This window comes from Myceligenerans pegani (assembly GCF_014892515.1).
Classification (GTDB): domain Bacteria; phylum Actinomycetota; class Actinomycetes; order Actinomycetales; family Cellulomonadaceae; genus Myceligenerans; species Myceligenerans pegani.
Map to the genome: position 1 here is coordinate 12,239 of NZ_JADBGR010000060.1, position 26,123 is coordinate 38,361.

A 26,123-nucleotide genomic window follows, 5' to 3' on the forward strand; every position below is an offset into this window, starting at 1 on the left:
GTCCCGCCCTACGCCTGCACGCCTCGCCGGCGCCGACGTACCGTTGGCGGTTATGACGACCGCTTCTGAGACCCAGAACCCCGGACCGCGTCCCTCCGCCGCCTACGGCGTGCACTCCGAGGTGGGCAGGCTGCGCAAGGTGCTCGTCTGCGCGCCGGGCCAGGCCCACCGCCGGCTCACGCCCACGAACTCCGACAGCCTGCTGTTCGACGACGTCCTGTGGGTCGAGCGCGCGCAGGCCGATCACGCCGCCTTCGTCGGAGAACTGGAGGCGCGCGGCGTCGAGGTCGTCGAACTGCACGCCGTCCTGGCGCAGACCCTGCGCGTGCCGGGCGCCCGCGACTGGCTCCTGGACCGCAAGATCGTGCCGCAGATCGTCGGCGACGGCCTCGTCGACGCCACGCGGGAGTACCTCGAGTCGCTGCCCCCGCACACGCTCGCCGAGTACCTGATCGGCGGACTCGCCGTGTCGGACGTGCCGGAGCTGCCGCCGGGCCACCGGGCGCTCGCGGCGTTCTCCCCGGACGAGCGGGAGTACCTCATGCCGCCGCTGCCGAACACCCTGTTCACGCGGGACACGACGTGCTGGCTGTACGGCGGCGTCACGCTGAACCCGCTCTACTACCCGGCGCGGCGTGACGAGACGCTGCTGATGAAGGCGGTGTACGAGTTCCACCCGGACTTCGTCGGGTCCCGGGTGTGGTGGGGCGATCCGGAGGAGGACCACGGCCAGGCCACCTTCGAGGGCGGGGACATCATGCCGGTCGGCAACGGCACGGTGCTGATGGGTATGGGGGAGCGCACCTCCCGGCAGGCGATCACTCAGGTGGCCGCGCGGTTGTTCGCGGGTGGCGCGGCGGAGCGGGTGGTGGTGGCGGGGATGCCGCGCCTGCGCGCGGCGATGCACCTGGACACGGTGATGACGTTCGTGGACGTGGACACGGTGACCGTGTACCCGCGGATCGTGGACGGCGTGCACCCGTTCGTGCTGCGGCCCGGCGACGACGGCGACGTGGTGGTGTCGCGCGGCGACGGCGCGTCGTTCCTCGACGTCGTCGCCGACGCGATGGGACTGGACGGGCTGCGCGTGATCGAGACGGGCGGGGACAGCTACGAGTCCGAGCGGCAGCAGTGGGACAGCGGGAACAACGCGGTCGCCGTCGAGCCGGGCGTCGTGTTCACGTACGACCGCAACACCACCACGAACGACCTGCTGCGCAAGGCGGGGATCGAGGTGCTCGAGATCGCGGGAGGGGAGCTGGGCCGCGGGCGGGGCGGCGGGCACTGCATGACCTGCCCGATCATCCGGGACGCGGTGGGATGACGGGGTAGGACGACGGGGTGGGGGACGGCGTGGTGCCATAATGCGCGCGTGGTCCTCGAGATTCTTCCCCCGCACACCCATCTGGCCTTCCGCGCGATGCAGGCGCTGCGCGGACACCTGACGGACGCCGAGACGTTCTCGAGGCACGTCGACGAGGTCCAGCGGCCCGAGGGCTACCGCCTGCTCGGCGCGTTCGACGACGACCGCGGCGACGGGGTGGACGCCGTCGCCGTGCTGGGCTTCCGGTTCACCACCAGCCTGGCCTGGGGCCGGTTCTGCTACGTGGACGACCTGTCGACCCTGCCCGAGGAGCGCGGCAAGGGTCACGCCACCGCGCTCCTCGAGCGGGTGCACGAGATCGCCGCGGACGAGGGCGCCGGCATGGTGCACCTCGACTCGGGCGTACAGCCCGAGCGCGCCGCGGCGCACGGGCTGTACTTCTCGCAGCGGTACCGGATCGCGTCGTACCACTTCTCGCGCACGGTGTAGCGCGGGCAGGCGCTCCCCGCCGCCGGCCGTCGGCGGGGAGCGGCGATCAGAAGTCGAACAGGTCGCCCAGGAACGACTCCTTGCGCTTCTTCTTGCCGTAGCGCGGGTCGTAGTGGTCGCGGCGGCGGTCGTCGTAGCGGCGGTCGTCGTCGTACCGGCGCTCGTCGTACCGCGGCTGGGCGGGGTACAGCGGCTGCTGCGGCTGGGGCGCGGCCGGCGGCCGGGTGTTCTCCGCGGCGATCTCGCCGTCGATGGACCGGTCGATGATCTTGTCGAGCTCGCCCCGGTCGAGCCAGACGCCGCGACACTGCGGGCAGTAGTCGATCTCCACGCCCTTGCGGTCGGCCATGACGAGGGTGGTCTGGTCGGTGGGGCACTGCATGGGACGGCTCCTTGTGATCCTGGGACGGGTACTCGGTGAGGTCAACGCGCGTACTGGTGCGGTGGTTCCGGGCAAGGCTGCCGCTGTCGGCTGGGGACTTCCTGTACGGGGCGTGATCGATGTCGGTGTCGCCACCTACTGTATGGGCGTGGGCAGCGAAGCGGGATCCGAGGTGGAAGCTCTCGCGTTCGTCGTGTTTCCGACCCGGCTCGGGGACTGCGCGATCGTGTGGCGGGCCGACGGCGGCGCCGTGGTCGGCTCGACCCTGCCACAGGGCGGGGCGGACCAGGTGCGGCGTGCCGTGCGCCGCTGGTACCCGGGCGCCGCGGAGTCGGAGCCGACGGCGGACGTGGCGGAGGCGGTCGAGCGCGTCGCGCGGCTGCTCGACGACGGCGGCGAGGGGGACGCGGCGCCGGTGGCGGACATCGAGCTGGACATGGGCGCCGTCCCGGAGTTCGACCGCCGCGTCTACGAAATCGTCCGGGGCATCCCGCCGGGGGAGACGCTCACCTACGGCGAGGTCGCGACCCGGCTGGGTGCGCCCGGCTCGGCGCAGGCCGTGGGGCAGGCGCTCGGGCGCAACCCGTTCCCGCCGATCGTGCCGTGCCACCGGGTGCTGGCCGCGGGCGGCGGGATCGGCGGGTTCTCGGCCCGGGGCGGGCCCCGGACCAAGCTGCGCATGCTGGAGAACGAGGGCGCGGTCATGGAGCAGCCCACGCTGTTCGACCTGTGACGGAACCGCCCGTGACCGGGCGGTTCCGCGGTCTCACCGCCAGCCGAGGGCGGGGGCGACGTGCTTCACGACGTTCTCGACGACATGCGCGTTGTAGTCGACGCCGAGCTGGTTCGGCACCGTGAGCAGGAGGGTGTCGGCGGCGGCGATCGCGGTGTCGGCCGCCAGGTCCTCGACGATCTCGTCGATCTCCCCGGCGTAGGTCTTGCCGAACCGGGCCGTGCCGCCCTCGAGGTTCCCGACCTGGTCGCTGCTGAACCGCTCGAGGCCGAAGTAGGCGTTGTCGCGGTCGTCGGTGATGGGGAAGATCGACCGCGACACCGACACGCGCGGCTCCCGGGCGTGACCCGCTTCCTTCCACGCGTCGCGGAACCGCTGGATCTGCTCGGCCTGCAGCTCGTGGAACGGCACCCCGGTGTCCTCGGTCAGGAGCGTCGAGGACATCAGGTTCATGCCCTGCCGGGCGGTCCACTCGGCGGTGGCGCGTGTGCCGGCGCCCCACCAGATGCGCTCGCGCAGCCCCTCCGGCCAGGGCTCGATGCGCAGCAGCCCGGGCGGGTTGGGGAACATCGGCCGCGGATTGGGCTCGGCGAACCCCTCGCCCTCCAGCAGTTCCAGGAAACGGGCGGCGTGGCGGCGGGCCATGTCGGCGTCCGACTCGCCGTCCCGGGGCTCGTGGCCGAAGTGGCGCCAGCCGTCGATCACCTGTTCCGGTGACCCGCGCGAGATCCCGAGCTGCAGGCGGCCGCCCGAGATGAGGTCCGCCGCGCCGGCGTCCTCGACCATGTAGGCGGGGTTCTCGTAGCGCATGTCGATGACGCCCGTGCCGATCTCGATCCTCGACGTCCGCGCTCCGACGGCCGCCAGCAGCGGGAACGGCGACGCGAGCTGCCGGGCGAAGTGGTGCACCCGGAAGTAGGCGCCGTCGGCCCCGAGTTCCTCGGCGGCGACGGCCAGATCGATGGACTGCAGGAGCGCGTCCGCGGCGGACCGGGTCTGCGACGACGAATGCGGCGTCCAGTGCCCGAAGGAGAGAAAACCGATGTGCTTCACGAGGCCAGCCTGCCCTCCCACGAGCCCGATGTCACGATGTCGACACCCTGCCAGAACCGGACGGTCCAAGGCGATGGCGGCCAACGGTCTCGTGCCGCTGCGCGTCGTCGACCTCATCGACCGGACCATCCCATACTGGGAGCTGCGGGCGTGATCCTCGGTGGCGACGGGGATCGAGGACCCGTTCCTGACCGCTTACAAGGAGGGCAGTTTCCACTACCTGCTCATCGCCGCCGATCGGATCTGATCACCCGTGCCCGCACCCTTCCCGCTTCCTTCCCCCGGTGAACCGGTCCTTCTCGAGCTGGTCGACGAGGCGGGGATCACGACCGGTACGGCCGAGAAGCTGTCCGCGCATCGTGCCCCGGGCAGGCTGCACCGGGCGTTCTCGGTGTTCCTCCTCGACGACGACGGCCGGATGCTGCTCCAGCGCCGGGCGGCGGGGAAATACCACTCGCCCGGGGTGTGGTCGAACTCCTGCTGCGGGCACCCCTACCCGGGCGAGCCGCCGTTCGCGGCGGCCGCCCGGCGGGTGGGAGAGGAGCTCGGGGTGGGGCCCGACCTGATGCGCGCGGCAGGGACCGTGCGGTACCACCACCCGGACCCGGCCTCGGGTCTGGTCGAGCGGGAGTACAACCACCTGTTCGTGGGCCGAGTGAGCGAGGATCTGCGGCCCGATCCGGCCGAGGTGGGCGAGGTGCGCTTTGCCGGCCCCGCGGAGCTGGCCGCGCTCCGGGACTCGTACCCGTTCTCCGTCTGGTTCGGCACCGTGCTCGACGCCGCGCGCCCCGCGATCCGCCTGATCGCGGGCGATGCCGGGTGGTAGCCGTACCTGATCCGTCACCAGAGGCGCTCACCCCTCGCCACATCGGGCATACAGTCGACCCATGCCCGCACCGGCCCTGACCGACTGGCTCCTCGACAGCGACCCCGCCCTGCGCTGGCAGGTGGAGCGTGACCTGCTGCACGAGCCTCCCGAGATCTGGCGAGCGACGCGTGCCCGCATCGCGACCGAGGGGTTCGGCGCCCGCCTCCTCGCGCTCCAGGACGACGACGGCCAGTGGGCGGGCGGCGCCTTCTTCCCGAAGGACTTCGACGTCCACGGCCCGGAGGCCGCTCCGGGCGCCGGCCAGCCCTGGACGGCCACCACGTGGTCATTGAACAGCCTGCGCGGGTGGGGCCTCGACCCGGCCGTCCCGCGCGAGCGCCGCACCGCGGAGCTCATCGCCGAGAACTCGCGGTGGGAGTACGACGGCCTCCCGTACTGGGGCGGCGAGGTGGACTGCTGCATCAACGCCTACACCCTGGCCAACGGGGTGTGGCTCGGGGTCGACGTCGACGGCCTGGTGGACTGGCTGGTCGAGCACCGACAGGACGACGGCGGCTGGAACTGCGAGTGGGTGAACGGCTCCGTCCGCTCGTCGTTCCATTCGACGCTCAACGTGCTCGGCGCTCTCCTCGACCACGAGGAGGCGACCGGCGGTACGGAGGCGTCCCGGTCGGCGCGCCGGGCGGGGGAGGAGTACCTGCTCGAGCGTGGCCTGTTCCGGCGGCTGTCGACCGGCGACGAGGTCGGGAGCTGGGCCGACACCTACGTCTACCCGTTCCGCTGGCGCTACAGCGTGCTGCGTGCGGCCGACCACTTCCGGCGCTCCTCCGGGTACGACGGCACCCCGCCCGACCCGCGGATGTCGGACGCGATCGCGCTCGTGCGCGCGGCCCGGCAGCCCGACGGGACCTGGATCCAGCAGGGCCGTCACCCCGGGCGCGCCTGGTTCGAGGAGGACGTCCCGCCGGGCGAGCCGTCGCCGTGGCTCACGCTGTACGGCACGCGTGTCCTGGAGTGGTGGGACGCCGGCGGTCCGGGGCGGGCAGGCGCGCGCCGCCCGTCCCGGTGACCGCCGTCCCGTTCAGCCGCGCAGTCCGTTCAGCCCCGCGGACCGCCCGCCACGTACAGCACCTGGCCCGAGACGAAGCCCGCGTCCTCCGACGCGAAGAACGCGACGGCGGCCGCGACGTCCTCCGGCTCGCCGACGCGCCCGACCGGGATCTGTCCGGCCCGCTCCTCGAGCAGCTGGTCGACGGTGACGCCCAGGCGCGCCGCTGTCGTGTCGGCCATCGCGGTCCGGATCGTCCCGGGCGCCACCGCGTTGGCGGTGATCCCGAACTTGCCGAGCTCGTTCGCGAGCGTCTTGGTGAAGCCCTGCAGCCCGGCCTTCGCCGTGGCGTAGTTCGCCTGCCCGCGGTTGCCCAGGGCCGACGTCGACGACAGGTTCACGATGCGCCCGTACCTCGCGGCGACCATGTGCGTCTGCACGGCGCGCGTCATGAGGAACGCGCCCCGCAGGTGAACCCCCATGACGGCGTCCCAGTCGTCGACCGACATCTTGAAGATCAGGTTGTCGCGCAGGATGCCGGCGTTGTTCACGAGGATCGCCGGGGCCCCGACCTCGCTCGCGACGCGCTCGACGGCGGCCGCGACGGCGCCCTCGTCGGACACGTCGGCTCCGACGGCGATCGCGGTGCCGCCCTCGCGGGCGATCTCCTCGGCGGTCGCCCTGGCGTCATCCTCCAGGAGGTCGAGCACGGCGACGGCGTGACCCTCGCGGGCGAGGCGCTTGGCGGTGGCGGCGCCGATGCCGCGGGCGGCTCCGGTCACGATGGCGGTACGAGAGGTCATCGTCGTCCTTTCACGTCAGGTGTGGGCCCAGTCTGCCGGATGCCCGACGACGCCGGACGCCCGCCGCCGCCCCGCCCTCACGAGCGCGCGACGCCCAGGTCCTCGACGACCTCCACGCCCGGCGTCGCGCACAGCAGCGCCCCCGTCATGAGCAGCTTGGACCGGCGCACGCCGGAACCCATGAGGGCGAGCGTGCCGGGCTCGGCGAACCGGGAGTCCACGAGCACGCGCCAGCCGCCCGGCAGCCCGATGGGCGTGATCCCGCCGTACTCCATGCCGGAGTCGGCCACGGCGCGGTCCTGCGGCATGAACGACGCCTTGCGCACGTCGAGCAGCTTGCGCACGCGCTTGTTCACGTCGGCGAACGTGGACGCGGGGACGACGACGCCGGCGATGCGTTCGTCGTCGCCCCGCCTGCCCGCCACGACCACGCAGTTGGCGGACGCCTCCGGCGGCAGCCCGTGCAGCCGGTTCAGCGTCTCGGTGTCGGCGTGGTCGGGGTCGATCTCGGTGACCGCGACCGACGTCGCGACGTCGGGTGCGGCGTCGGCCCACGTGCGCAGCGCGGCCAGGACGGGCGGGGCGAGCAGCTCGGGATGGTCGAGCGCCGGGGACCAGGTCAGGTCGCCGAGGGCGGGGAGCGCGGTCGGGCGGTCGGTGGGCTGTGCGTTCATACGCCCCACTCTGCCAGGAGCGCTCCTCCTCGCGACGCTCAGTCCTTGCGGTGCGGATCCGGCTCCGGGAGGGCGCACACCCCGTCGACGCACGCCGCGCCGTCGTCGGCCAGCATGCTGAGGAGGGGCGCGGGCGGCGCGATCCCGTCGGCGTCCGACCGTTCGACGGCGGTCCGGTCGACGGCGATCATGGTCCGGTCGGTGTCAGACATCGGCGGTCTCCTTGGCCCGGTTCCGGGTCGCCTCGTCGATGACCTGGACGAACACCGCGGGGTCCTGCGCGCCCGAGACGCCGTACGTGCCGTCGAGCACGAAGAACGGGACGCCGTTGATGCCGTAGGCGCGGGCCTGGGCGATGTCGGCGGCGACGTCGTCGGCGAACCGGCCGCTCTCCAGCGCCTCGAGTACCTCGTCCCGGTCCAGGCCCACCTCGGCGGCGAGGTCGGCCAGGTCGGCGGCGTGCCCGACGTGCCGGCCGTCCGTGAAGTACGCCTTGAGGAGGCGCTCCTTCATCTCGTACTGCCTGCCGTGCGCCTTGGCCAGGTGCAGCAGCTCGTGGGCCTTGAGCGTCTTCGTGTGCCGCACGTCGTCGGTGCGGAACTCGACACCCTCGGCGGCCGCGAGCCGGGTCACGTGCTCCTGCATCTGCCGCGCCTGGGCCTGCGGGATGCCCTTGTGGGCGGCCAGGAACTCGGTCGCGGTGCCCTCGAAGTCGACGGGCGTGTCCGGCGACAGCTCGAAGGAGTGGTACTCGATCGTCACGTCCGGGCGGACGCCGTCGCGCTCCGTGATGCGGTCGATCGCGGACTCGAGCCTGCGCTTGCCGATGTAGCACCAGGGGCAGGCGACGTCGGACCAGATGTCGATCTTGAGGGATTCGCTCACGCCGGGCGACAACGTGGGCGGGGGACGCCGTATTCCTGTTCGTGCGTCACTCCTCGTGCGTCACTCGACGTCCCGCAGGGCGGACAGCACCGCGACCGTGTCCGCGCCGAACGTCGCGTCGGCGTAGCGCTGGATGCGGCCGTCGTCGTAGACGACCGTCACCCAGACGTAGCCGTTCTCGGTCCAGCCGCTGAGGCCGTCGAGGTGCTGGTAGACCTCGACCTGCAGGTCGTGGGCATCGCCCTCCGGGGTGTCCGGTCCCGCGGCGCCGGGGTTGTCCGGGTCGAGGCGGGGATCCTCCGGCAACTCCGGCCACTCGTCCGGTGGCGCCGCGGCGGAGGTGAGGTGGAACGTCTCGCCGTCCCAGGTGCCCTCCACCTCGTACTCGCCCCACGTGGTGTCCTGCGCGGAGTCGGACTCGACGGCGTCCCAGTCCCAGCCGGCGACCTCCGGGCCGCCGCACTGGGGCGGGAGCGACTCGGCGACGCCGCCCAGGCAGAGCTCGGGCGGGCCGTCGCCCTTCTGGAGGACCGTCGTGACGACGGTCACCGGGCCGGGCGCCGCCGGGATCGCCGGAGGTGCGGTGTCAGGTTCGTTTCCGGCCGTCGCGTTCCCGCTCGGCTCCGTTCCGCCCGATCCGGGGGCGGCCGGTCCCGCGCAGGCGCCGAGCCCGAGGACGCCGGCCAGGCCGACGCCGAGGAGCAGGCGCGGGGCCCAGCGCGGGTGCGTGGCTCGTGCGGGAACCGCTCGTCGTGGGTTCATGCCCCGTATGTGTCGCCGGGACGGTCTCGCTTGCGGCCCGGGCCGCCGCTCGCCCGACTCGCCGCCCCGCCCGCTCCGTCGTCGGGCACGAACGGCGCACGCCGTGGTTCAGCCCACCGAGCGGCGGTGCAGCTCCGCGAGCCTCTGGTACTCGAGCGCGTTCTCCCGCACGCGCTCACGCCCGGCGTCGTCCAGCTCGCCGCGCACCTTGGCAGGCAGTCCCGCGGCCAGGTGACCGGCCGGGATCTCCTGCCCCTCGCGCACCAGCGCGCCCGCGGCGACGAACGCGCCGGCGCGGACCACGCTGTTGTTGAGCAGCATGGCGCCCATGCCGATGAGGCAGCCGTCCTCCACCGTGGCGCCGTGGATGATCGCCGCGTGCCCGACGCCGACTCCGGCGCCGATGTGTGCCGGGACGTCCGTGTCCGTGTGCACGACGCAGTTGTCCTGGATGTTGCTGCCCTCGCCGAGGGTGATCTCGTCCATGTCGCCGCGCAGCACCGCGCCGTAGAAGACGCTCGCGCGGGGGCCGATCGTCACGCGGCCGACGATGGTCGCGGTCGGCGCGATCCATGCCGTCGGGTCGATCCGCGGCTCATGACCGTCGAAGGGGAGAACTGTAGCCATGGATCGCACCCTACGTTCCTTGCCCGGATCCGGGAGACTGTACGGCATGGAAAGTCAGTACAAGCCCGACGACTCCCGGTTCATGACGCTGACCGACGTCTGCAAGACGCTCGACGTCTCCAGCGCGATCGTCTACGGCCTGCTGCGCAGCGGCGAGCTGCCCGGCATCCAGGTGGGGCCGAAGAAGGTCTGGCGGATCGAGCGCTCCCGCTTCGAGGAGTACATCACCGCCCAGTACGCGCTGGTCCGGGAGCGGATCAAGCACGGGGAGGTCGAGTAGGCCGGCGGCGAGCCGGTCAGCCGGCGGGCCCGGCGACGATCTCCACCACGATCTTGCCGCGGTTCGCGCTGCTCGCGAGGCGCCGGTACGCCTCCGGCACGTCGTCGAACGCGTAGACGCGGTCGATGGCGGGGACGACGGCGGAGGTGGTGACCAGTCGCGTCACCGCGACGAGGTCGTCGCGGCTCTGCGGGACGGCGAGCACGCGCACCCGCTTGCCGGTGAGCCACTGGATCGCCGGCCCGGCGGTCAGGGTGGCGAGCAGGGTCCGGGTGAGGCCGCCGACCACGTAGTAGGCGCCGCCGGGCCGTAGCGCCCGGTGGACGCGGTACGGGGAGCGGCGGGCGACGAGGTCGACGATCAGGTCGTAGCGCTCGTGGTGGTCGGCGTGGGCGGCCCAGTCCTCGGTCTCGCAGGCGACGGTGTGGTCGGCGCCGACGCGTCGCAGGTGGTCGGCCTTGCCGGCACGGTCGACGGCGGTCACCTCCGCGCCGGCATGCTTGGCGAGCCCGACGACGAACGCTCCGCCGGCTCCGCCCGCGCCGTTGACCAGGACCTTGTCGCCGGGCCGGACCTTCCCGGTCTCGTGCACGGCCCGCCAGGCGATGCAGCCGGCCTGCGGTATCGCCGCGGCGTCGGTGAACGACAGCCCGGCGGGCTTGCGGGCGAGGAGGTCCGCCCGGGCGGCGACGTACTCGGCGAGGCCTCCGCGGTACCCGGCGAGCTCGCCGTACACCTCGTCGCCGGGGGCGAAGCCGGTGACGTCGCGGCCGACGGCGGTGACGACCCCCGCGATGTCGGACCCGGGAACGGGGCGGCGCGGGCGCCGCAGGCCGCCGAGACGCGCGTAGAACGGGCTGCCGGTGAGGTTCTCGCGGTCGGAGCCGTTGAGCGAGGCGGCGTGGACGCGCACCAGGACCTGGCCGGGAGCGGGTTCGGGCCGGGGGAGGTCGCCGAGCCGGACGACGTCGGCCGTGCCGTACCGGTCCTGGATGACTGCTCGCACGGGGGATCCTCCGTCGGTCGGGAGCTGCGGGTCTGGAGCTGCGGGTCGCGAGCCGCGGATCACGAGCCGCGGGTGAGGCGGCCGTGGTCGTCGAACCGGGCGTCGTCGGATCGGCCCGACCAGAACTCGCGCAGGATCTCCTCGGGGCTGAGGAGCGTGTCGGGGCGGACGGCGGGCTCGGTGCCGCCGGAGAGCTGCTTGACCTCGTCGTGGATGCGTTCCATGGAGGTGTCGAGGGACTGGGCGACGTCGGCGGCGAGCTTGAGGGAGTCGATCAGGTGCCGGGGGACCTCGCGGTCGTACTTGTAGTAGATCTTGTGCTCGAGGGATGCCCAGAAGTCCATGGCGATGGTGCGCAGCTGGACCTCGACGATGACGTCCTCCACGCGGTCGGACAGGAAGACGGGCACCTGCACGATGAGGTGCAGGGAGCGGTACCCGTTCTGCTTGGGGGTGGCGATGTAGTCCCGTTCCTCGAGGAGGGTGATGTCGGCCTGCTTGGTCAGCATGTCGCGCACGTGGTAGATGTCCGAGACGAAGCTGCAGGTGACCCGGATGCCGGCGATGTCGAACATGTGCTTGCGGATGCCCTCGGGCGTGAACGGGATGCCCTTGCGGCGGCACTTGGCGACGATCGAGTCGAGCGACTTGAGCCGGGAGCCGACGTGCTCGACGGGGTTGTACTGCTGCATGTGGCGCAGCTCGTCGCGCAGGATCGAGATCTTCGTCATCACCTCGTCGATGCCGAACTTGTAGGTCAGCGCCATGCGGCGGACCTCGTGCATCACAACCCGCAGCTCGCTCGGGTCCACCGTGTCCATGGCCCCGATCCTAGGCAGAACGGCGTGACGGCGTCGTGAAAATCGGTTGACGTCTTCGGGCTACGGCTCGGGGGTTGACGGGTCCCAGCAGCGTTCGTAGGCTCACCGGTGCGCAAGAAATCGACAACACGACTGCACAAAGTTGTCAGTCGGCGGGAAACATCCCGAGAACCGTCATCGCCGCCGCCATCGTCGCCGGCCACGATCCCTGGAGATCCGATGAGAAGACGCAAGCGCACCACCGTCATCACGGCGCTGGCCGGGCTGTCCGGCCTGCTCCTGTCGTCACTCGCCCTCGTCGCGACGCAGTCGGCGTCCGCGCAGGTGCAGGACCTGGCCGCCGGCCGGGCCACGAGCGCGAGCTCCCACACCCAGACCTACATCTCCGGCAACGTCACCGACGGCGACCCGGGCACCTACTGGGAGTCCGCCAACCGGAGCTTCCCCGAGTGGTTCCAGGTGGACCTGGGTGCCTCGGCCACGGTCACCGGGCTCGAGCTCCGCCTGCCCCCGGGCTGGGAGCCGCGCGACCAGGACGTCACGGTCCTCGGCTCGGCCGACGGGGCGTCGTTCGCCCCGATCCTGGAGCGGGACACCTACTCCTTCGACCCCGCGAGCGGGAACACCGTCGACGTCGACGTCCCGGACACGGACACCCGGTTCGTCAGGCTTCGGTTCGAGGCCAACACGACCTGGCCCGCCGGCCAGCTCTCGGAGCTGCGGGTGCTCGGCGTCCCGGGCTCCCCGGACACGCCGGCGGACGGCGCGAACCTGGCCGACGGCCGCCCGGCGTCGGCGTCCTCCCACACGCACACGTACGTGGCCGGACACGCGACCGACGGCGACACGGGGACCTACTGGGAGTCGGGCGGCGGGCAGTACCCGGCGACCCTGACGACCGGCCTCGCGACACCGGCCGAGCTCACGTCCGTCACGGTCCGGCTGAACCCGGACCCGGTGTGGGCGCAGCGCACGCAGACGTTCGCGGTGCTCGGGCGGACGGGCTCGGGGGCGTTCACCACCCTGGTGGAGCCCGTGCAGTACACGTTCAGCCCGTCCACCGGCAACGTGGTGACGGTTCCGGTCACCGGCACCGCGCAGGACGTCCGCCTGGAGTTCTCCGCGAACTCGGGCGCGCCGGGGGCTCAGGTGGGTGAGCTCGAGGTGCGCGGCACGCCGACGGACGACCCGACGGACCCGCCGACCGGCGACCCCACGGATCCGCCCACCGACGATCCGACGGACCCGCCGGACCTGCCCGACGGGCGCGGGGCCGACATGCCGTACCGGCTCCTCGAGGCCGAGGACGGCACGGTCGGCGGTGGCGCCGACCTGCTCGGGCCGAACCGGACCGTGGGCGACCTGGCCGGTGAGGCGTCCGGGCGGCGGGCCGCGCACCTCGACCAGAACGGCGCGTACGTGGAGTGGACGCTGACCGAGCCCACCAACACGCTGGTCACCCGCTTCTCGATCCCGGACGCCCCCGGGGGCGGCGGCCAGGACGGCGGCGTGGACATCTACGTGGACGGGCAGTTCCACAAGAGGCTCGACCTCACCTCCCGGTACGCCTGGGTGTACGGCAACGAGGCGAGCCCGGTGAACAACCCGTCCGCGGGCGGGCCGCGGCACGTCTACGACGAGGCCAACACGTTCCTCGACGAGACCGTCCCGGCGGGCTCGACGATCCGGCTGCAGAAGACGGCGGCCAACCCGTTGCCGGTAGCCGTCGACTTCATCAGCACCGAACTGGTCAGCCCGAAGGCGAACCCCGACCCGGCACGGTACGTGGAGCCCGCCGGCTTCACGCACCAGGACGTGCAGAACGCCCTCGACCGGGCCCGCATGGACAACGGCGGCGAGTACGACGGCGTCTACCTGCCCGCGGGTGACTACACGACGTCGAGCAAGTTCCAGGTGTACGGCGAGGCGGTCGACATCGTGGGCGCCGGGCCCTGGTACACGCGCTTCCACGCACCCCAGGACCAGAGCAACACGGACATCGGGTTCCGGGCCGAGGCGTCGGCCAACGGCTCGAAGTTCCGCAGCTTCTCCTACTGGGGCAACTACGTCGAACGGATCGACGGGCCGGGCAAGGTCCTGGACTTCAACCGCGTCGCCGACATGACCGTCGACGACCTGTGGGTGGAGCACATGGTCTGCATGTTCTGGGCCGCGAACATGGACGACTCGACGATCACGAACTCGCGCGTGCGCAACACGTGGGCCGACGCGATCAACATGACCAACGGCTCTGCGGGCAACGTGGTGCGCAACATCGAGACCCGCGGCACGGGCGACGACTCCTTCGCCCTGTTCGCGGCGACCGACGCGGGCGGCAGCGGCCAGTCGGGCAACCTGTACGAGAGCCTGACCTCGCTGGTCACGTGGCGGGCGGCCGGCCTGGCCGTGTACGGCGGGCAGAACAACACGTTCCGCGACATCCTCGTGGCCGACACGCTGGTCTACTCCGGCGTGACGATCAGCTCGCTCGACTTCGGCTACCCCATGGAGGGCTTCGGTCCGGGCCCGACGGTGTTCGAGGACATCTCGCTGATCCGCACCGGAGGGCATTTCTGGGGCAACCAGACCTTCCCCGCCATGTGGCTGTTCTCGGCGTCGAAGGAGTTCCGCGCGATCCGGGTGTCCGACGTCGACATCGTCGATCCGACCTACTCCGGGATCATGTTCCAGACGAACTACGTGGGCGGGCAGCCGCAGCACGCCGTCGAGGACACCGTGCTCACGCGCGTCTCGATCAGCGGCGCCCGGCGCAGCGGGGACGACTGGGACGCGAAGTCCGGGTTCGGCATCTGGGCGAACGAGCTGCCCGAGCCCGGACAGGGGCCCGCGGTGGGTTCCGCCACGTTCGTGGACCTGACGCTCGCGAACAACGCGATCGACATCCGGAACGAGACGAGTACCTTCACGATCGACCGCCAGTAGGCGCGTCCGGCCCCGAATAGCGCAAGATCTCGCAAGCCGTGCAAGCGGCTTGCGAGATCTTGTGTAAGGTCGCTTCCATGGGACGACGACTTGCCGATGTTGCCGAGAAGGTCGGGGTCAGCGAAGCGACCGTGAGCCGCGTGCTGAACGGGAAGCCCGGGGTGTCCGCCGCGACCCGCGAGGCGGTGCTCACGGCACTCGACGTGCTGGGCTACGAACGGCCCGTGAAGCTGCGGGGGGACCGGGGCCGCCTGGTCGGGCTGGTCCTGCCGGAACTGGTGAACCCGATCTTCCCGGCGTTCGCCGAGGTCATGGGCGGCGCCCTGGCGCAGCAGGGCTTCACCCCCGTGCTGTGCACGCGCAGCGCGGGCGGGATCACCGAGGCCGAGTACATCGACCTGCTGCTGACCCAGCAGGTCTCCGGCGTGATCTTCGCCGGCGGCCTGTACGCCGAGCGGGACGCCGACCACGAGCACTACGAGCGGCTGGAGTCCCTCGGACTCCCGGTGGTGCTGATCAACGCCTCGATCGACGAACTGGGCTTCCCGCACGTGTCGTGCGACGACCTCATCGCCACCCACCAGGGCCTGGAGCACCTGGTCTCCATGGGGCATGAGCGCATCGGGCTGCTGCTCGGGCCCGGCGACCACGTGCCCTCGGAGCGCAAGCTGGACGCCGCCCGATCCTTCGCGGCCCGCGTCGGCATCGAGTTCCCCGACGAGCTCGTCGTGCACAGCCGCTACGGCATCGAGGCCGGCCAGGCCGCCGGGGCCAAGCTCGTCGACCGCGGCGTCACCGCGATCCTCGCCGCCTCCGATCCCCTCGCGCTCGGCGCCATCCGCGCCGTGCGGCGCGCCGGCCTGGACGTACCGCGCGACGTGTCCGTGGTGGGCTACGACGACTCGGCCCTGATGAACTCCACCGACCCGGCCCTGACCACGGTGCGCCAGCCGATCGACCAGATGGGGCGCGCCGCCGTGGACCTCCTCGCCGGCCTGATCGAGGGGGCGACCGTGTCGCGCGACGAGCTGCTGTTCGAGCCCGAGCTGGTCGTGCGCCGCTCCACGGCGGCCGCCCGTCCGCGGACATGACACGGTCCTGAACCCGCCGAGCAAAATTCCCTGCAGAATATCTGTCAGGTTCTTGCGCTGATCCTGTCGAGTCGTTACGGTCGTGCCCAGAGACCGAACACGACGAAGTGCGGAGGGCAGCGTGAAGCACCCGGACGAGCGCGCCTGGTGGCGCGACGCGGTGATCTACCAGATCTACCCGCGGTCGTTCGCCGACGGCGACGGTGACGGCACCGGCGACCTCGCGGGCATCAGGGCCCGCCTCGACCATCTCGAACGACTCGGCGTCGACGCCGTCTGGTACACCCCCTGGTACGCGTCACCGCTGGCCGACGGCGGCTACGACGTCGCCGACTACCGCGCCATCGACCCCGTGTTCGGCGACCTCGCCGAGGCCGAGGCCGTCATCGCCGAGGCGAGCACCCGGGGCATCCGCACCATCGTCGACGTCGTCCCCAACCACGTCTCCGACCAGCACCCCTGGTTCCAGGCGGCGCTCGCGGCCCCGCCCGGCTCGCCCGAGCGCGACCGGTTCTGGTTCCGTGACGGCACCGGCCCCGACGGCGACGGCATGCCGACCGGCTGGACCTCCAGCTTCCAGGGCGAGACCTGGACCCGCACCACGAACCCCGACGGCACCCCGGGGCAGTGGTACCTGCACCTGTTCACGCCGCAGCAACCCGACCTGAACTGGAACAACGCGGACGTGCGTGCCGAGCACGAGGCCGTCCTGCGGTTCTGGTTCGACCGTGGCGCCGCCGGCGTCCGGATCGACTCCGCCGCCCTGCCGGCCAAGGATCCGGCCCTCCCGGAGGTCCCCGAGACCTGGGGGGCCGGCGAGCACCCCCACCTCGACCGGGACGACCTGCACGACATCTACCGCGACTGGCGCGCCGTCGCCGACTCCTACGGCACGGGCCCCGCCGACGAACGTGTGCTCGTGGGTGAGGTGTGGCTGCCCGACCCGGAACGCTTCGCGCTCTACCTGCGCCCCGACGAGATGCACACCGCGTTCAACTTCGACTTCATGACCCGCCCCTGGGACGCGAAGGAACTGCGCGAGTCGATCACGCGCACCCTGGACGCGCACGCCCCCGTCGGCGCGCCGCCCACCTGGGTCCTGTCCAACCACGACATCACGCGGCCGGTCACCCGCTACGGGCGGGAGGACACCTCGTTCGACTTCGCGGCCAAGCGCTTCGGCACCCCCACCGACCTGGAGCTCGGCACCCGGCGCGCCCGCGCCGCGGCCCTGCTCACCGGCGCGCTGCCCGGCAGCCTGTACGTCTACCAGGGCGACGAGCTCGGCCTCCCCGAGGCCGACATCCCGCGCGACGCCATCCAGGACCCCATGCACTTCCGCTCCGGCGGCGTCGACCCCGGCCGTGACGGCTGCCGCGTCCCGCTCCCGTGGACCGCGGACGGACCCAGCCACGGCTTCGGGCCCGACGACGGTGCGCCGCCCTGGCTGCCCCAGCCCGACGGCTGGGGCGACCTCGCCGTCGAGCGCCAGGCCGGCGACCCCGGCTCGATGCTCACCCTGTACCGCAGGATGATCGCGGCTCGCCGCACCGAACCCGGACTGCGCGACGACGCCTTCGCCTGGCTCGACCTGCCCGGCGCCCTCCCCGGCGACGACGCCGACGTCCTCGCCTTCACCCGCGGCACCGGATTCGCCTGCGTGGTGAACCTCGGCACCGAATCCGTGGCGCTGCCCGACGGCGCCACGGTCATCCTCGCCAGCGCACCCCTCACGGACGACGGGCGCCTGGCCTCGGACACGGCGGCCTGGTGCCGCCTGTAGCACCCAGTGGCGCGACCCCGCGCCGAACCAAGGAGTGATGATGAAGTCACGCATGATTGCCCCCCTCGCCGTCGTCGCGCTCACCGCGGGCCTCGCGGCCTGCTCGACCGGCGACGACGCCCTCACCCCGGCCGACGCCGAGGCCCTCGCCGACGAGGAGGTGACCCTCCACGTCGCCATCGACGAAGGCCTGGAGGACGAGGCGATCGAGGCCTTCGAGACCCGCGCCGCGGAGTTCACCGAGCAACACCCCCACATCACCGTCGAGGCCCAGGAATACACCTGGACCGGCACCACCTTCGCCGCCGACCTCGCCGGCGGCACCCTGCCCACCGTGTTCACGGTGCCCTTCACCGACGGGCGCGGCCTCATCGAGCGGCAGCAGATCGCCGACATCTCGGCCCTCGTGGCCGAGCTGCCGTACGCGGACCAGTTCAACGAGACCGTCGCCGCCGCGGGCCAGTCCGCCGACGGCGCCCAGTGGGCGGTCCCGGTCGCCGCCTACGGACAGGGCATCCACTACAACCGTGCCCTCTTCGCCGAGGCCGGTCTGGACCCGGACGCCCCGCCCACCACCTGGGAAGAGGTCCGCGAGGCGGCCAGGACGATCAGCGAGGAGACCGGCCAGACGGGCCTGGGCATGATGACGTCGTCGAACACGGGCGGCTGGATCCTCACCACCCTCGTGTACGCCATGGGCGGCCGCGCCGAGGCCGTCGACGGCGAGGAGGTCACGGCCACCATCGACACCCCCGACTACAAGGAGGCCCTGGAGTACCTGCACGCCATGCGGTGGGAGGACGACTCCATGGGCGACGAGTTCCTCTACGACTGGGCCACCAGCCACGCCGACTTCGGCGCCGGGAAGATCGGCATGATGATCTCCGGCGGCGGCGACTACGGGAACCTCGTCACGCAGAACGCGATGAACCCCGACGACTACGGCGTCACCGTGCTCCCGCTCGAGGGCGACGACGCCGCCGTACTGGGCGGCGGCACCCTCGCCGCCGTCGACGCCAAGGCCACCCCCGCCGAACAGGCCGCCGCCGTGGAGTGGATCGACTTCTACTACCTGGGCAAGCTCACCACACAGGAGGGGGCCGTCGCCGACGCCGAGGCCGCCGCCGCGCAGGACCAGCCCGTCGGCGCACCGATCCTGCCCGTGTTCGACAAGGCGACGTACGACCGGTCGCAGGAATGGATCGCCGACCTGATCAACGTGCCGCTCGAGCAGTTCGCGCCGTACAGCGACCGGATCTACGACCAGCCGCTCGCCGCCGAGCCGCCGGCCGCCACGCAGGACCTGTACGCCACCCTCGACCCGGTGGTCCAGGCCGTGCTCACCGATGAGAACGCCGACATCGACACGCTGCTGGCCGACGCCGAGCAGCAGGTCCAGACCCTGATCGACCGTGGCTGACACGACCGTCTCCCTCGCCGTCCGCTCGGCGCCGCCCGCCCCCGCGCAGGCGCCGCCGAGCGGGCGCCGCCGCGGCCGGGTGGCCACGTGGATACGCCGCGGAGGACCGTCCACCCTCGTCATCGCGCTGCCGATGCTGCTGTGCTTCGGCCTGTTCTCCTGGTTCCCCATCGCCCGTGCGGTGGTCATGAGCTTCCAGTTCACCAACCTGGTCACCGCGCCCGAGTTCGTGGGAACGGAGAACTTCACCTACGTGCTGTCCGACCCGCTGCTGCCCGTCGCCGTCGGGAACACGCTGTACTTCGCGGTGCTCGCGCTGCTGTTCGGGTACCCGATCCCGCTCCTGGCCGCGGTCGCCATGAGCGAGGTACGCCGGGCGCGCGGCCTGTTCGCGGCGCTCGCGTACCTGCCCGTCGTCGTGCCGCCCGTGGTGGCCGTGCTGCTGTGGAAGACCTTCTACAGCGGCTCCGACACCGGCGTGTTCAACACCGTCGCCGGCTGGTTCGGAGCCGGGCCGTTCCCCTGGCTGCAGCACCCGGACTGGGCGATGCCCTCCCTCGTGCTCGAGGCCACCTGGGCGGCCGCCGGCGGCACCGTGATCATCTACCTCGCCGCGCTGACCAGCGTCCCGCCCGAGCTGTACGACGCCGCCGAGGTGGACGGCGCCGGGATCTGGCGCAAGATCTGGCACGTCACGCTGCCGCAGCTGCGGCCCGTCCTCTTCATCACGCTGATCCTGCAGATCATCGGCACGTCCCAGGTGTTCACCGAGCCCTACCTGTTCACCGGGGGAGGCCCCGCGAACTCCACCACCACGATCCTGCTGATGATCTACAACTACGCCTTCGGCGGGCGCGGCGACTACGGCGCCGCCACCGCGCTCAGCCTCATGCTCGCCGTCGTCCTCGCGATCCTGTCGGCGATCTACTTCCGAGCCACCAGACGCTGGAGCACGACATGAGCGGACCGACGGCCGGCCGCGCGACCGGCCAGACGATCGACCGGGGCATCGTCTCCGACGCCGACCTGCGCAGGCCCGGCGTGCGGCGCGGCGTCCGAGCCGTGCACGCCGCGCTCCTGGTCGCGTTGGTCGTGGTGGGACTCGGGCCCATCCTGTGGCTCGCCAAGGCCGCCGTCACGCCGACCCAGGACACGCTGCGCGCGCCCATCGAGGTGTTCCCGAACGGGATCGACTGGGCGAATCTCGCGGAGGCGTGGACGCGGTTCGACATCGACCTGCACTTCTTCAACACCCTCTGGCTGGCGCTCGGGTCCTGGGCCGTGCAGCTGCTCGTCGCCGTCACCGGCGGGTACGTGCTGTCCGTGCTGCGGCCCGCGTACGCCCGCGTGCTCGGCGCGCTCGTGCTGTCCACGCTGTTCGTGCCCGCCGTCGTCCTGCTCGTGCCCCTGTACCTCACGGTGCTCGACGTGCCGGTCGCCAACGTGTCCCTGATCAACACGTTCTGGGCCGTATGGCTGCCCGCCGGGGCCAACGCGTTCAACGTGCTGCTCGTGGCCCGGTTCTTCGACGGGCTGCCACGCGAGGTCTTCGAGGCCGCCAAGGTCGACGGCGCCGGCCCCTTCCGGCTCGGCTGGTCGATCGTGCTGCCCATGTCCCGGCCGATCATCGGAGTGGTGTCCGTCTTCGCCTTCATCACGGCGTGGAAGGACTTCCTGTGGCCGCTGCTCGTCCTGCGCGACCCGGCCGTCCAGCCCCTGTCGGTGCGGCTGCCCGCGCTGCAGGACTACGTCGAGCTCGACGTGCTGCTGGCGGCGCTCGCGATCAGCACCGTGATCCCCATCGCGATCTTCCTGGTGTTCCAGCGGCTGTTCCTGAGCGGCGCCGGGTTGTCGGGGGCGGTGAAGGGGTGAACGACGTCACCACTGCGGGACCCATGCCGTGGTCAGGAACTCGCTGCCGCGGTATTGGTCGCGCGTGGCGATCACCTTGACCCGGAGCTGGTGCTCCCGCCGGTAGCTGAAGACGTAGCTCATCTCCCGCGAGGAGCACTCCGACGAGCCGATGGTGCTGCCGCTCGTGAGGTCGTACCAGCACCACTGGTAGCTGACGTCCGGATGCTGGTCGACGTGACAGTATCCGGACCACCGGTCGACCGACTCGTGCTTCTCGAACGAGATCTCGCACCGGGGCTCCGGAACCTGCGGCTGGGGAACCGCCCGGGTCGGGTCCGAGACCTGCGAGAGCCGCTCGTACCCGTCCCGGGTCGCGGTCAGCCGGACCTGGATCGGCTTGCCGACGTCGTCGATCGTCACCGTGTAGGCGCACTCGCCGAGGTTCTCGCGCTGCGCGCCCCCGATGCTCCACGTGCACGAGCGGCCGGCCGGCTCCGGGCTCCAGCCGCTCGTGGTGGCCGTGATCGTCTGCCCGACCCGGACGTCCGCCGGGATCGCGACCGTCCCGGGCGTGAACGTCAGCGGCGGGGCCGGTTCCTCCCCGGCCCCCGCGTCTCCTGGGTCGACGGGCGTGGTCTCGGAGGCCGGGGTGGGCGAGGCCGACGGGGAAGACGACGAGGAGGACGACGGCGACGCCGAGCCGGAGGCGCGCGGGCTCGGCGAGGGCGACCCGGACGACTCCGCCGAGGCGCCCGGCGTGACACCCGCCGTGGCCGGCGGCTCGTCGTCGGACAACCACAGCGCCGACGCGGTCAGGCCACCCCCGATCAGCATGACGCCCGCCGTGACCAGCCCGACGAGAAGCCCTCGACGTCGCCGGGGCGAGGGGTCCGGGGTGCCGGACGAGGGCTCCGGGGCGCTCGCGGTGCGCAGGTCGGTCGCCGCGTGGGGCAGGTCGGTGCCGGTGGGTGCGGGCGCGTGGAGCATCGGCAGGTCCGTGCCCCCGGCCGGCTGGCTCACGGAGGCCAGCACCGCTGACGGCGTCGGGCGCGTGGCGGGGTCCTTGGTCAGGCAGGCCGCGACGAGTCCGCGGAGCCCTGCGGGCAGCGCGTCCAGCGGCGGCCGCTCGTTCACCACGCGCAGCCCGACCGCGGTGGACGTCCCCGTCCCGAACGGGGGCCGGCCGGTCGCCGCGATGTACGCCACGGCGCCGAGCGACCAGACATCGGTCGCGGCCGAGACCCGCTCGCCCAGGGCCTGTTCCGGCGACATGTACTGCGGGGTGCCCACCTGCAGTCCCGTGGTGGTCAGCGACGTCCCGTCCGGATCGGCGACGATCCCCAGATCGAGGAGGCAGGGCCCATCGGGTCCGATCAGGATGTTGGCCGGCTTCACGTCGCGGTGCACGAGGCCCTCGGCGTGGATCGCGTCGAGCGCCCGGGCCACGCCCGCCACGAGTTCCCGCACCGCGGGTTCGGGCAGCGCGCCCACCTCGGCCACGACCTGCGCCAGCGTCGGGCCGGGAACGTACTCCGTGGCCAGCCAGGGGGTCGGCCCGTCGACGTCGAAGTCGACGACCGCCGCGGTCTGCCGGCTCCGCACCCGCGTCGCGGCGGCCACCTCCCGCCGGAAGCGCACGCGGAACTCCCGCTCGTCGGCCCGCTCGGGATGGATCACCTTGATCGCGAGCGGCCGCCCGTCCGCCGTCGTCGCGAGATAGACGGCGCCCATGCCGCCGCGACCGATCCGGCCGCTGATGTCGTAACCCCCCAGCCGGCGCGGGTCGCCGGCGACCAGCGGCTTGACCTGCGGCGGCGTCGTGCGCGCCACGATGTCGGACAACACTGCCTCTACCCCCTGGAACCGACGGATCAAGATCGCTGACGACCAGCGCCAACCCCGCGCCGACTATAGCGAGTTCGCGGCGGCCGCCTTCGGGCCGTGATGCGATGGGTGAAATATGGGCGCATTTTGGTAACGATGTTCTGTGGTTTCGCACCGGAAAGGCTCTTTTTCACCCCATGTGTTGGTTCGGGCCGGTTAGGTTCACTCCTTGGCCGGCGGGTGTGCCCGAGGTGCCTCGGTCGGTCTCGTGAACGTGCGGCGTCAGGAGCGACAGGTGTCAGCAGTGCGGCAGATCAGTGGCGTGTTCGCACGCACTCGTTCGGCCGGCTCACGGGCGGCGGAGCGGCTGCGGAAGCGGCCGGGCGCCCTGGTGGCGGGCCTCCTGGCCCTGGCGCTCGGCGCGGGGGCCGCGGCCGCGGTGGAGCCGCTGACGGGGAAGTCCCTGGGTCAGGTGCTCGCGGCGGACGCCGACGGCGCCGCGGCCGACGTGCCGTGCGACGAGCCCGCGCCCGACCTGCCCGCCGCCTGGGAGCGCGCGAAGGCGTGCGGGCACGAGATCGAGTCGCTCGCCGATCGCACGGAGTACACCACCACCTACGGCACCGTCGACGAGCTGGTGCGTGAGGAGATCTCCGCGGCGGCGGTCCGGTCGCGGACGGCCGACGGCGGGTGGCGCGCGATCGACACGTCGATCGTGCCGGGCGACGACGGGCGCCTGGAGGTGGCCGCGCCGGGCCTGGCGGAGATCTCCTTCGCGGATCCGGGTGCGACGGGCGCCGACCCGGGGGCTCCGCTGGCGGTGCTGGAGCGGGACGGGCACGAGCTGGAGTTCGACGTGCCGTTCGGACTGGCCCCACCGGTGGTGGAGGGCGACCGGGTGACGTACCCGGCCCTGTTCGGGGACCCGGGGATCGAGCTCACGGTCATGCCGAACGGCGACGGCACCGGCATCCGCGAGGTGATCACCGTGGACGACGCCGAGTCGGCGGCCAACCCCGGGCTGGCGGAACTGGACTTCCGGGTGGAGGTGTCGGGTGGGCTGCGGCTGGCCGCCGCGGGCGGCGGTTTCGTGGCGGAGGACGAGGCGGGCGCGCAGGTGTTCCGCGCGCCGCAGCCGACGGGATGGACGGCCGAGGGGCACGAGCCGGCGCAGGTCGCGGGCATGACGGCGGCGTCGGGGTCGACGGCGTCGTCGGGCGTGGCGCCGGGCGACGTCGTCGACGGTCCCGGCAGCTACGGCGCGGTCTTCGAGATGGACACCGACGTGCGGGTCGACGACGCCGATCGCGGCAGGAGCGCGACGGTGTCGGTGCGTCCCGATCAGGCGGTGCTGACCGATCCGGACACGGTCTACCCGTTGGCGCTGGACCCGAGCGTGTCGGGGTCGCTGAACGAGTTCACGGCCGTCAAGTCGTACTGGCCGACGTCGACGTCGGGCTACGGGTTCGGGGACACGTCGGACGGCACGCACGGGATCGGGCTGTGCGACGCCGCCGACCCGTACGGGTACGAGTGCATGGGGGCGACGTCGAAGCACCGGATCATGTACGAGTTCAACGGGCTGGAGAAGGTGAAGAACGCGGCGGCCGGCGACGTGTCGTCCGCGTCGTTCGAGGTGTACGGCACGCACTCGTACAACTGCACGGCGCACACGGTGGCGGCCTACCGGCTGGGGGCGAGCGCGGTGTCGTCCTCGACGAGCTGGGACAACATGAACCCGTGGCTCACCGAGAACCGGCAGGACGGCGTCGGCATCGCGCACAAGCTGGGCGAGTGCGGGGGCCGCAAGTGGGTGGGGTTCAACGTGACCGAGGCGCTGGACACTGTCGCGTCGGCGGACTGGTCCAGTATCACGCTCGGGTTGAAGGTGGACGAGTCCTCGATGGAGTACTGGAAGCGGTACGCCGGGCGGCGGATGGAGTACGGCGGGACGTGGTACGACCGTCCGGCGCGCCTCTCGGTGACGTACAACCGTGCGCCGTATGCGCCCACGGGCCGGCAGACGCGGTCAGTCGTCCCGGTGCAGAACTGGGGCTGTCGCCCGTCGTCGGATGCTGTGCGGATGCCGACGAGACACCCGCAACTCAAGGCCAAGGCGAGCGATCCGGACTGGCAGAGCCTGCGGGTGCAGTTCCTGATCCAGCGGGTGTCGAACCAGACCACGGTGTGGACGGCGTGGACATCCGCGCAGGCCAGCGGGCTCGTGCACACCGCGCGCCCGTCCTCGGGGAACGCGCTGACCGAGGGCGTGACGTACCGGTGGCGCGCCAAGGCCAAGGACTCCGCAGGCCGGACCGGGCCCGTGACCGGCTGGTGCTACTTCACCCCGGACCTCACCAAGCCGAATCCGCCGTCGATCGAGGCGGCGACGGACCGGGGTGCCGAGGCGAACTACCCGGACTGCTCGACGGGATCGGCGACGTGTGCGGAGGCCGGGGGCGTGGGGCAGACCGGCGACTTCCGGTTCGGCCTCAACGGTTCGACCGACGTGGCGACGTTCCAGTGGTCCTGGGACAGTGAGGAGTTCGACAAGGCGCACGCGCCATGGTCCTCGAACACGTACGTGACCTCGTACACGCCGCAGGCACCGGGCCCGCACACCCTGTACGCCCGCTCGGTCGACCGTGCGGGGAACGTGTCGGACGTGGCCTCGTACAAGATCGACGTGGCCTACCCGCTGGCCAACGGCTACTGGAAGATGGACGACGGCCCCGGTAGTACGACGGTGCAGGACTGGTCGCAGCTCCAGGTGCCGAATCCGCTGACGCTGCACGGCTCCGGTGTGTCCTGGACGAACGGTCCGCACGAACTGTTCGACTCCCGCGACGGTGACCGGGCGCTTGTGTTCGACGGGACCGATGGCCGGGCGGTAGCCAATGGGCAGGTGGTGGAGACCGCCGAGTCGTTCGTGGTGTCCGCGTTCGTGTGGCTGGACGCGGACGTGTCCCAGTCGGCGGTGGCAGTCTCTCAGGACGGGAGCCGGACCAGCGCGTTCAAGCTGGGCTACCGCACCGACTGCGGCGGCGGAGCGGACTGCTGGGACTTCTGGGTGCACGACGCCGATGTGGACGCAGCGACCGCGGCGCACGCCGTCTCGAGCGCGAACCCGGTGCTGCGGGAGTGGACGCATCTGGTGGGTGCGTACGACGCGGCCGGGACCGTGAACATCTGGGTGTGCGAAGCCGGCACGCCCGGGGATCCGAAGGCGGGTGAACCGGTGCACGACCAGGCGAACGTGGGATTCACGCCGTTCCACAGCACCGGAAACTTCGCCGTCGGGCGCAGCCTGCGCGCGGGCGTGCACCGCGACCCGTTCAACGGCTACGTCGACGAGGTGCGGGTGTGGGACGGCACGGTCATCGCGGAGGCGAAGATCCGCCGGCTGTGTCAGGGCGCGGGCGGGGACGACTTCGCCGGTGACGTGGCCCTGGACCCGACCGAGCAGATCGACATCGACGAATGAGCGCGCAC

At 72.0% G+C, this 26,123-nt stretch carries 24 protein-coding genes; 13 read left to right on the forward strand and 11 right to left on the reverse strand.

Translation table 11 applies throughout. The annotated features are described in order from the left end of the window. The first annotated feature begins 52 nt into the window (after window positions 1–52). Together IIE03_RS06325 and IIE03_RS06330 are read left to right on the forward strand one after the other, a co-directional pair. Window positions 53–1,324 (forward strand): arginine deiminase, encoded by a 1,272-nt coding sequence (locus IIE03_RS06325; RefSeq protein WP_192861901.1) that lies wholly within the window; start codon window positions 53–55, stop codon window positions 1,322–1,324. A gap of 48 nt (window positions 1,325–1,372) precedes the next feature. Next, a complete protein-coding gene (locus IIE03_RS06330; RefSeq protein ID WP_192861902.1) occupies window positions 1,373–1,813 on the forward strand; it encodes a GNAT family N-acetyltransferase in 441 nt (146 codons plus the stop codon). Between the two features lie 46 nt (window positions 1,814–1,859). Here the strand turns inward: IIE03_RS06330 and IIE03_RS06335 are convergent, their stop codons facing one another. Next, entirely contained in the window at window positions 1,860–2,195 is a 336-nt protein-coding gene (locus IIE03_RS06335; protein ID WP_192861903.1) for a TFIIB-type zinc ribbon-containing protein, read from the reverse strand. A gap of 142 nt (window positions 2,196–2,337) precedes the next feature. On the opposite strand from IIE03_RS06335, the gene IIE03_RS26650 reads away from it, so the two are divergent. Further along, on the forward strand, window positions 2,338–2,928 hold the full coding sequence (locus tag IIE03_RS26650) for a methylated-DNA--[protein]-cysteine S-methyltransferase (RefSeq protein WP_192861924.1): 591 nt from the start codon (window positions 2,338–2,340) through the stop codon (window positions 2,926–2,928). Window positions 2,929–2,961: 33 nt separating this feature from the next. Here IIE03_RS26650 and IIE03_RS06345 read toward each other — a convergent pair whose 3' ends face one another. Beyond that, window positions 2,962–3,981: an LLM class flavin-dependent oxidoreductase gene (locus IIE03_RS06345; RefSeq protein ID WP_192861904.1), complete on the reverse strand. Its 1,020-nt coding sequence runs from the start codon at window positions 3,979–3,981 to the stop codon at window positions 2,962–2,964. 253 nt (window positions 3,982–4,234) lie between these two features. Here IIE03_RS06345 and idi point away from each other — a divergent pair, with 253 nt between their 5' ends. Then, window positions 4,235–4,807, forward strand: a complete 573-nt coding sequence (gene idi, locus IIE03_RS06350; protein ID WP_192861905.1) for an isopentenyl-diphosphate Delta-isomerase — start codon at window positions 4,235–4,237, stop codon at window positions 4,805–4,807. Window positions 4,808–4,868: 61 nt separating this feature from the next. After that, window positions 4,869–5,879, forward strand: a complete 1,011-nt coding sequence (locus tag IIE03_RS06355; RefSeq protein WP_192861906.1) for a prenyltransferase/squalene oxidase repeat-containing protein — start codon at window positions 4,869–4,871, stop codon at window positions 5,877–5,879. Window positions 5,880–5,908: 29 nt separating this feature from the next. On the opposite strand, the gene fabG is transcribed toward IIE03_RS06355, so the two are convergent. The 6 genes from fabG to IIE03_RS06385 form a co-directional block, all read right to left on the reverse strand. Then, window positions 5,909–6,661: a 3-oxoacyl-ACP reductase FabG gene (fabG, locus tag IIE03_RS06360; RefSeq protein ID WP_192861907.1), complete on the reverse strand. Its 753-nt coding sequence runs from the start codon at window positions 6,659–6,661 to the stop codon at window positions 5,909–5,911. A gap of 77 nt (window positions 6,662–6,738) precedes the next feature. After that, window positions 6,739–7,335, reverse strand: coding sequence for a YbaK/EbsC family protein (locus IIE03_RS06365; RefSeq protein WP_192861908.1), 597 nt, complete (start codon window positions 7,333–7,335; stop codon window positions 6,739–6,741). 38 nt (window positions 7,336–7,373) lie between these two features. Next, a complete protein-coding gene (locus tag IIE03_RS06370) occupies window positions 7,374–7,547 on the reverse strand; it encodes a hypothetical protein (protein ID WP_192861909.1) in 174 nt (57 codons plus the stop codon). Further along, window positions 7,540–8,220, reverse strand: a complete 681-nt coding sequence (locus tag IIE03_RS06375; RefSeq protein WP_192861910.1) for a DsbA family oxidoreductase — start codon at window positions 8,218–8,220, stop codon at window positions 7,540–7,542. Before IIE03_RS06375 ends, IIE03_RS06370 begins: the two co-directional genes overlap by 8 nt. A gap of 60 nt (window positions 8,221–8,280) precedes the next feature. Next, a complete protein-coding gene (locus IIE03_RS06380; RefSeq protein ID WP_192861911.1) occupies window positions 8,281–8,982 on the reverse strand; it encodes a hypothetical protein in 702 nt (233 codons plus the stop codon). Window positions 8,983–9,090: 108 nt separating this feature from the next. Then, window positions 9,091–9,609, reverse strand: coding sequence for a gamma carbonic anhydrase family protein (locus IIE03_RS06385; protein ID WP_192861912.1), 519 nt, complete (start codon window positions 9,607–9,609; stop codon window positions 9,091–9,093). Window positions 9,610–9,655: 46 nt separating this feature from the next. On the opposite strand from IIE03_RS06385, the gene IIE03_RS06390 reads away from it, so the two are divergent. Continuing rightward, complete coding sequence (locus tag IIE03_RS06390) at window positions 9,656–9,889, forward strand: helix-turn-helix domain-containing protein (RefSeq protein WP_192861913.1); 234 nt, start codon at window positions 9,656–9,658, stop codon at window positions 9,887–9,889. A 16-nt stretch (window positions 9,890–9,905) separates the two neighbouring features. Here the strand turns inward: IIE03_RS06390 and IIE03_RS06395 are convergent, their stop codons facing one another. Together IIE03_RS06395 and IIE03_RS06400 are read right to left on the reverse strand one after the other, a co-directional pair. Continuing rightward, window positions 9,906–10,895 (reverse strand): NAD(P)-dependent alcohol dehydrogenase, encoded by a 990-nt coding sequence (locus IIE03_RS06395; RefSeq protein ID WP_192861914.1) that lies wholly within the window; start codon window positions 10,893–10,895, stop codon window positions 9,906–9,908. Between the two features lie 59 nt (window positions 10,896–10,954). Then, window positions 10,955–11,716, reverse strand: coding sequence for a GTP pyrophosphokinase (locus IIE03_RS06400; RefSeq protein WP_192861915.1), 762 nt, complete (start codon window positions 11,714–11,716; stop codon window positions 10,955–10,957). A 219-nt stretch (window positions 11,717–11,935) separates the two neighbouring features. Between IIE03_RS06400 and IIE03_RS06405 the strand changes: the two genes are divergently transcribed. The 6 genes from IIE03_RS06405 to IIE03_RS06430 all read left to right on the forward strand — a co-directional run bounded on the left by IIE03_RS06405 (window position 11,936) and on the right by IIE03_RS06430 (window position 20,825). Then, a complete protein-coding gene (locus IIE03_RS06405; RefSeq protein WP_192861916.1) occupies window positions 11,936–14,659 on the forward strand; it encodes a discoidin domain-containing protein in 2,724 nt (907 codons plus the stop codon). Between the two features lie 77 nt (window positions 14,660–14,736). After that, window positions 14,737–15,750 carry a LacI family DNA-binding transcriptional regulator gene (locus IIE03_RS06410; protein ID WP_192861917.1) on the forward strand — a complete coding sequence of 338 codons (1,014 nt, stop codon included), beginning with the start codon at window positions 14,737–14,739 and terminating at the stop codon, window positions 15,748–15,750. 121 nt (window positions 15,751–15,871) lie between these two features. Continuing rightward, window positions 15,872–17,533 carry a glycoside hydrolase family 13 protein gene (locus tag IIE03_RS06415; RefSeq protein WP_192861918.1) on the forward strand — a complete coding sequence of 554 codons (1,662 nt, stop codon included), beginning with the start codon at window positions 15,872–15,874 and terminating at the stop codon, window positions 17,531–17,533. Between the two features lie 40 nt (window positions 17,534–17,573). Continuing rightward, a complete protein-coding gene (locus IIE03_RS06420) occupies window positions 17,574–18,953 on the forward strand; it encodes an ABC transporter substrate-binding protein (protein WP_192861919.1) in 1,380 nt (459 codons plus the stop codon). After that, entirely contained in the window at window positions 18,946–19,914 is a 969-nt protein-coding gene (locus IIE03_RS06425; protein WP_408632831.1) for a carbohydrate ABC transporter permease, read from the forward strand. The genes IIE03_RS06420 and IIE03_RS06425 overlap by 8 nt, the downstream gene beginning before the upstream one ends. Continuing rightward, a complete protein-coding gene (locus tag IIE03_RS06430) occupies window positions 19,911–20,825 on the forward strand; it encodes a carbohydrate ABC transporter permease (protein WP_192861920.1) in 915 nt (304 codons plus the stop codon). Before IIE03_RS06425 ends, IIE03_RS06430 begins: the two co-directional genes overlap by 4 nt. Window positions 20,826–20,831: 6 nt before the next feature. Here IIE03_RS06430 and IIE03_RS06435 read toward each other — a convergent pair whose 3' ends face one another. Continuing rightward, window positions 20,832–22,649, reverse strand: a complete 1,818-nt coding sequence (locus IIE03_RS06435; protein WP_192861921.1) for a serine/threonine-protein kinase — start codon at window positions 22,647–22,649, stop codon at window positions 20,832–20,834. A 277-nt stretch (window positions 22,650–22,926) separates the two neighbouring features. Here IIE03_RS06435 and IIE03_RS26655 point away from each other — a divergent pair, with 277 nt between their 5' ends. Further along, the gene (locus IIE03_RS26655; protein WP_192861922.1) at window positions 22,927–26,115 is read left to right on the forward strand and encodes a LamG domain-containing protein; all 3,189 of its coding nucleotides are present in this window, start codon (window positions 22,927–22,929) and stop codon (window positions 26,113–26,115) included. Window positions 26,116–26,123: the final 8 nt, after the last annotated feature.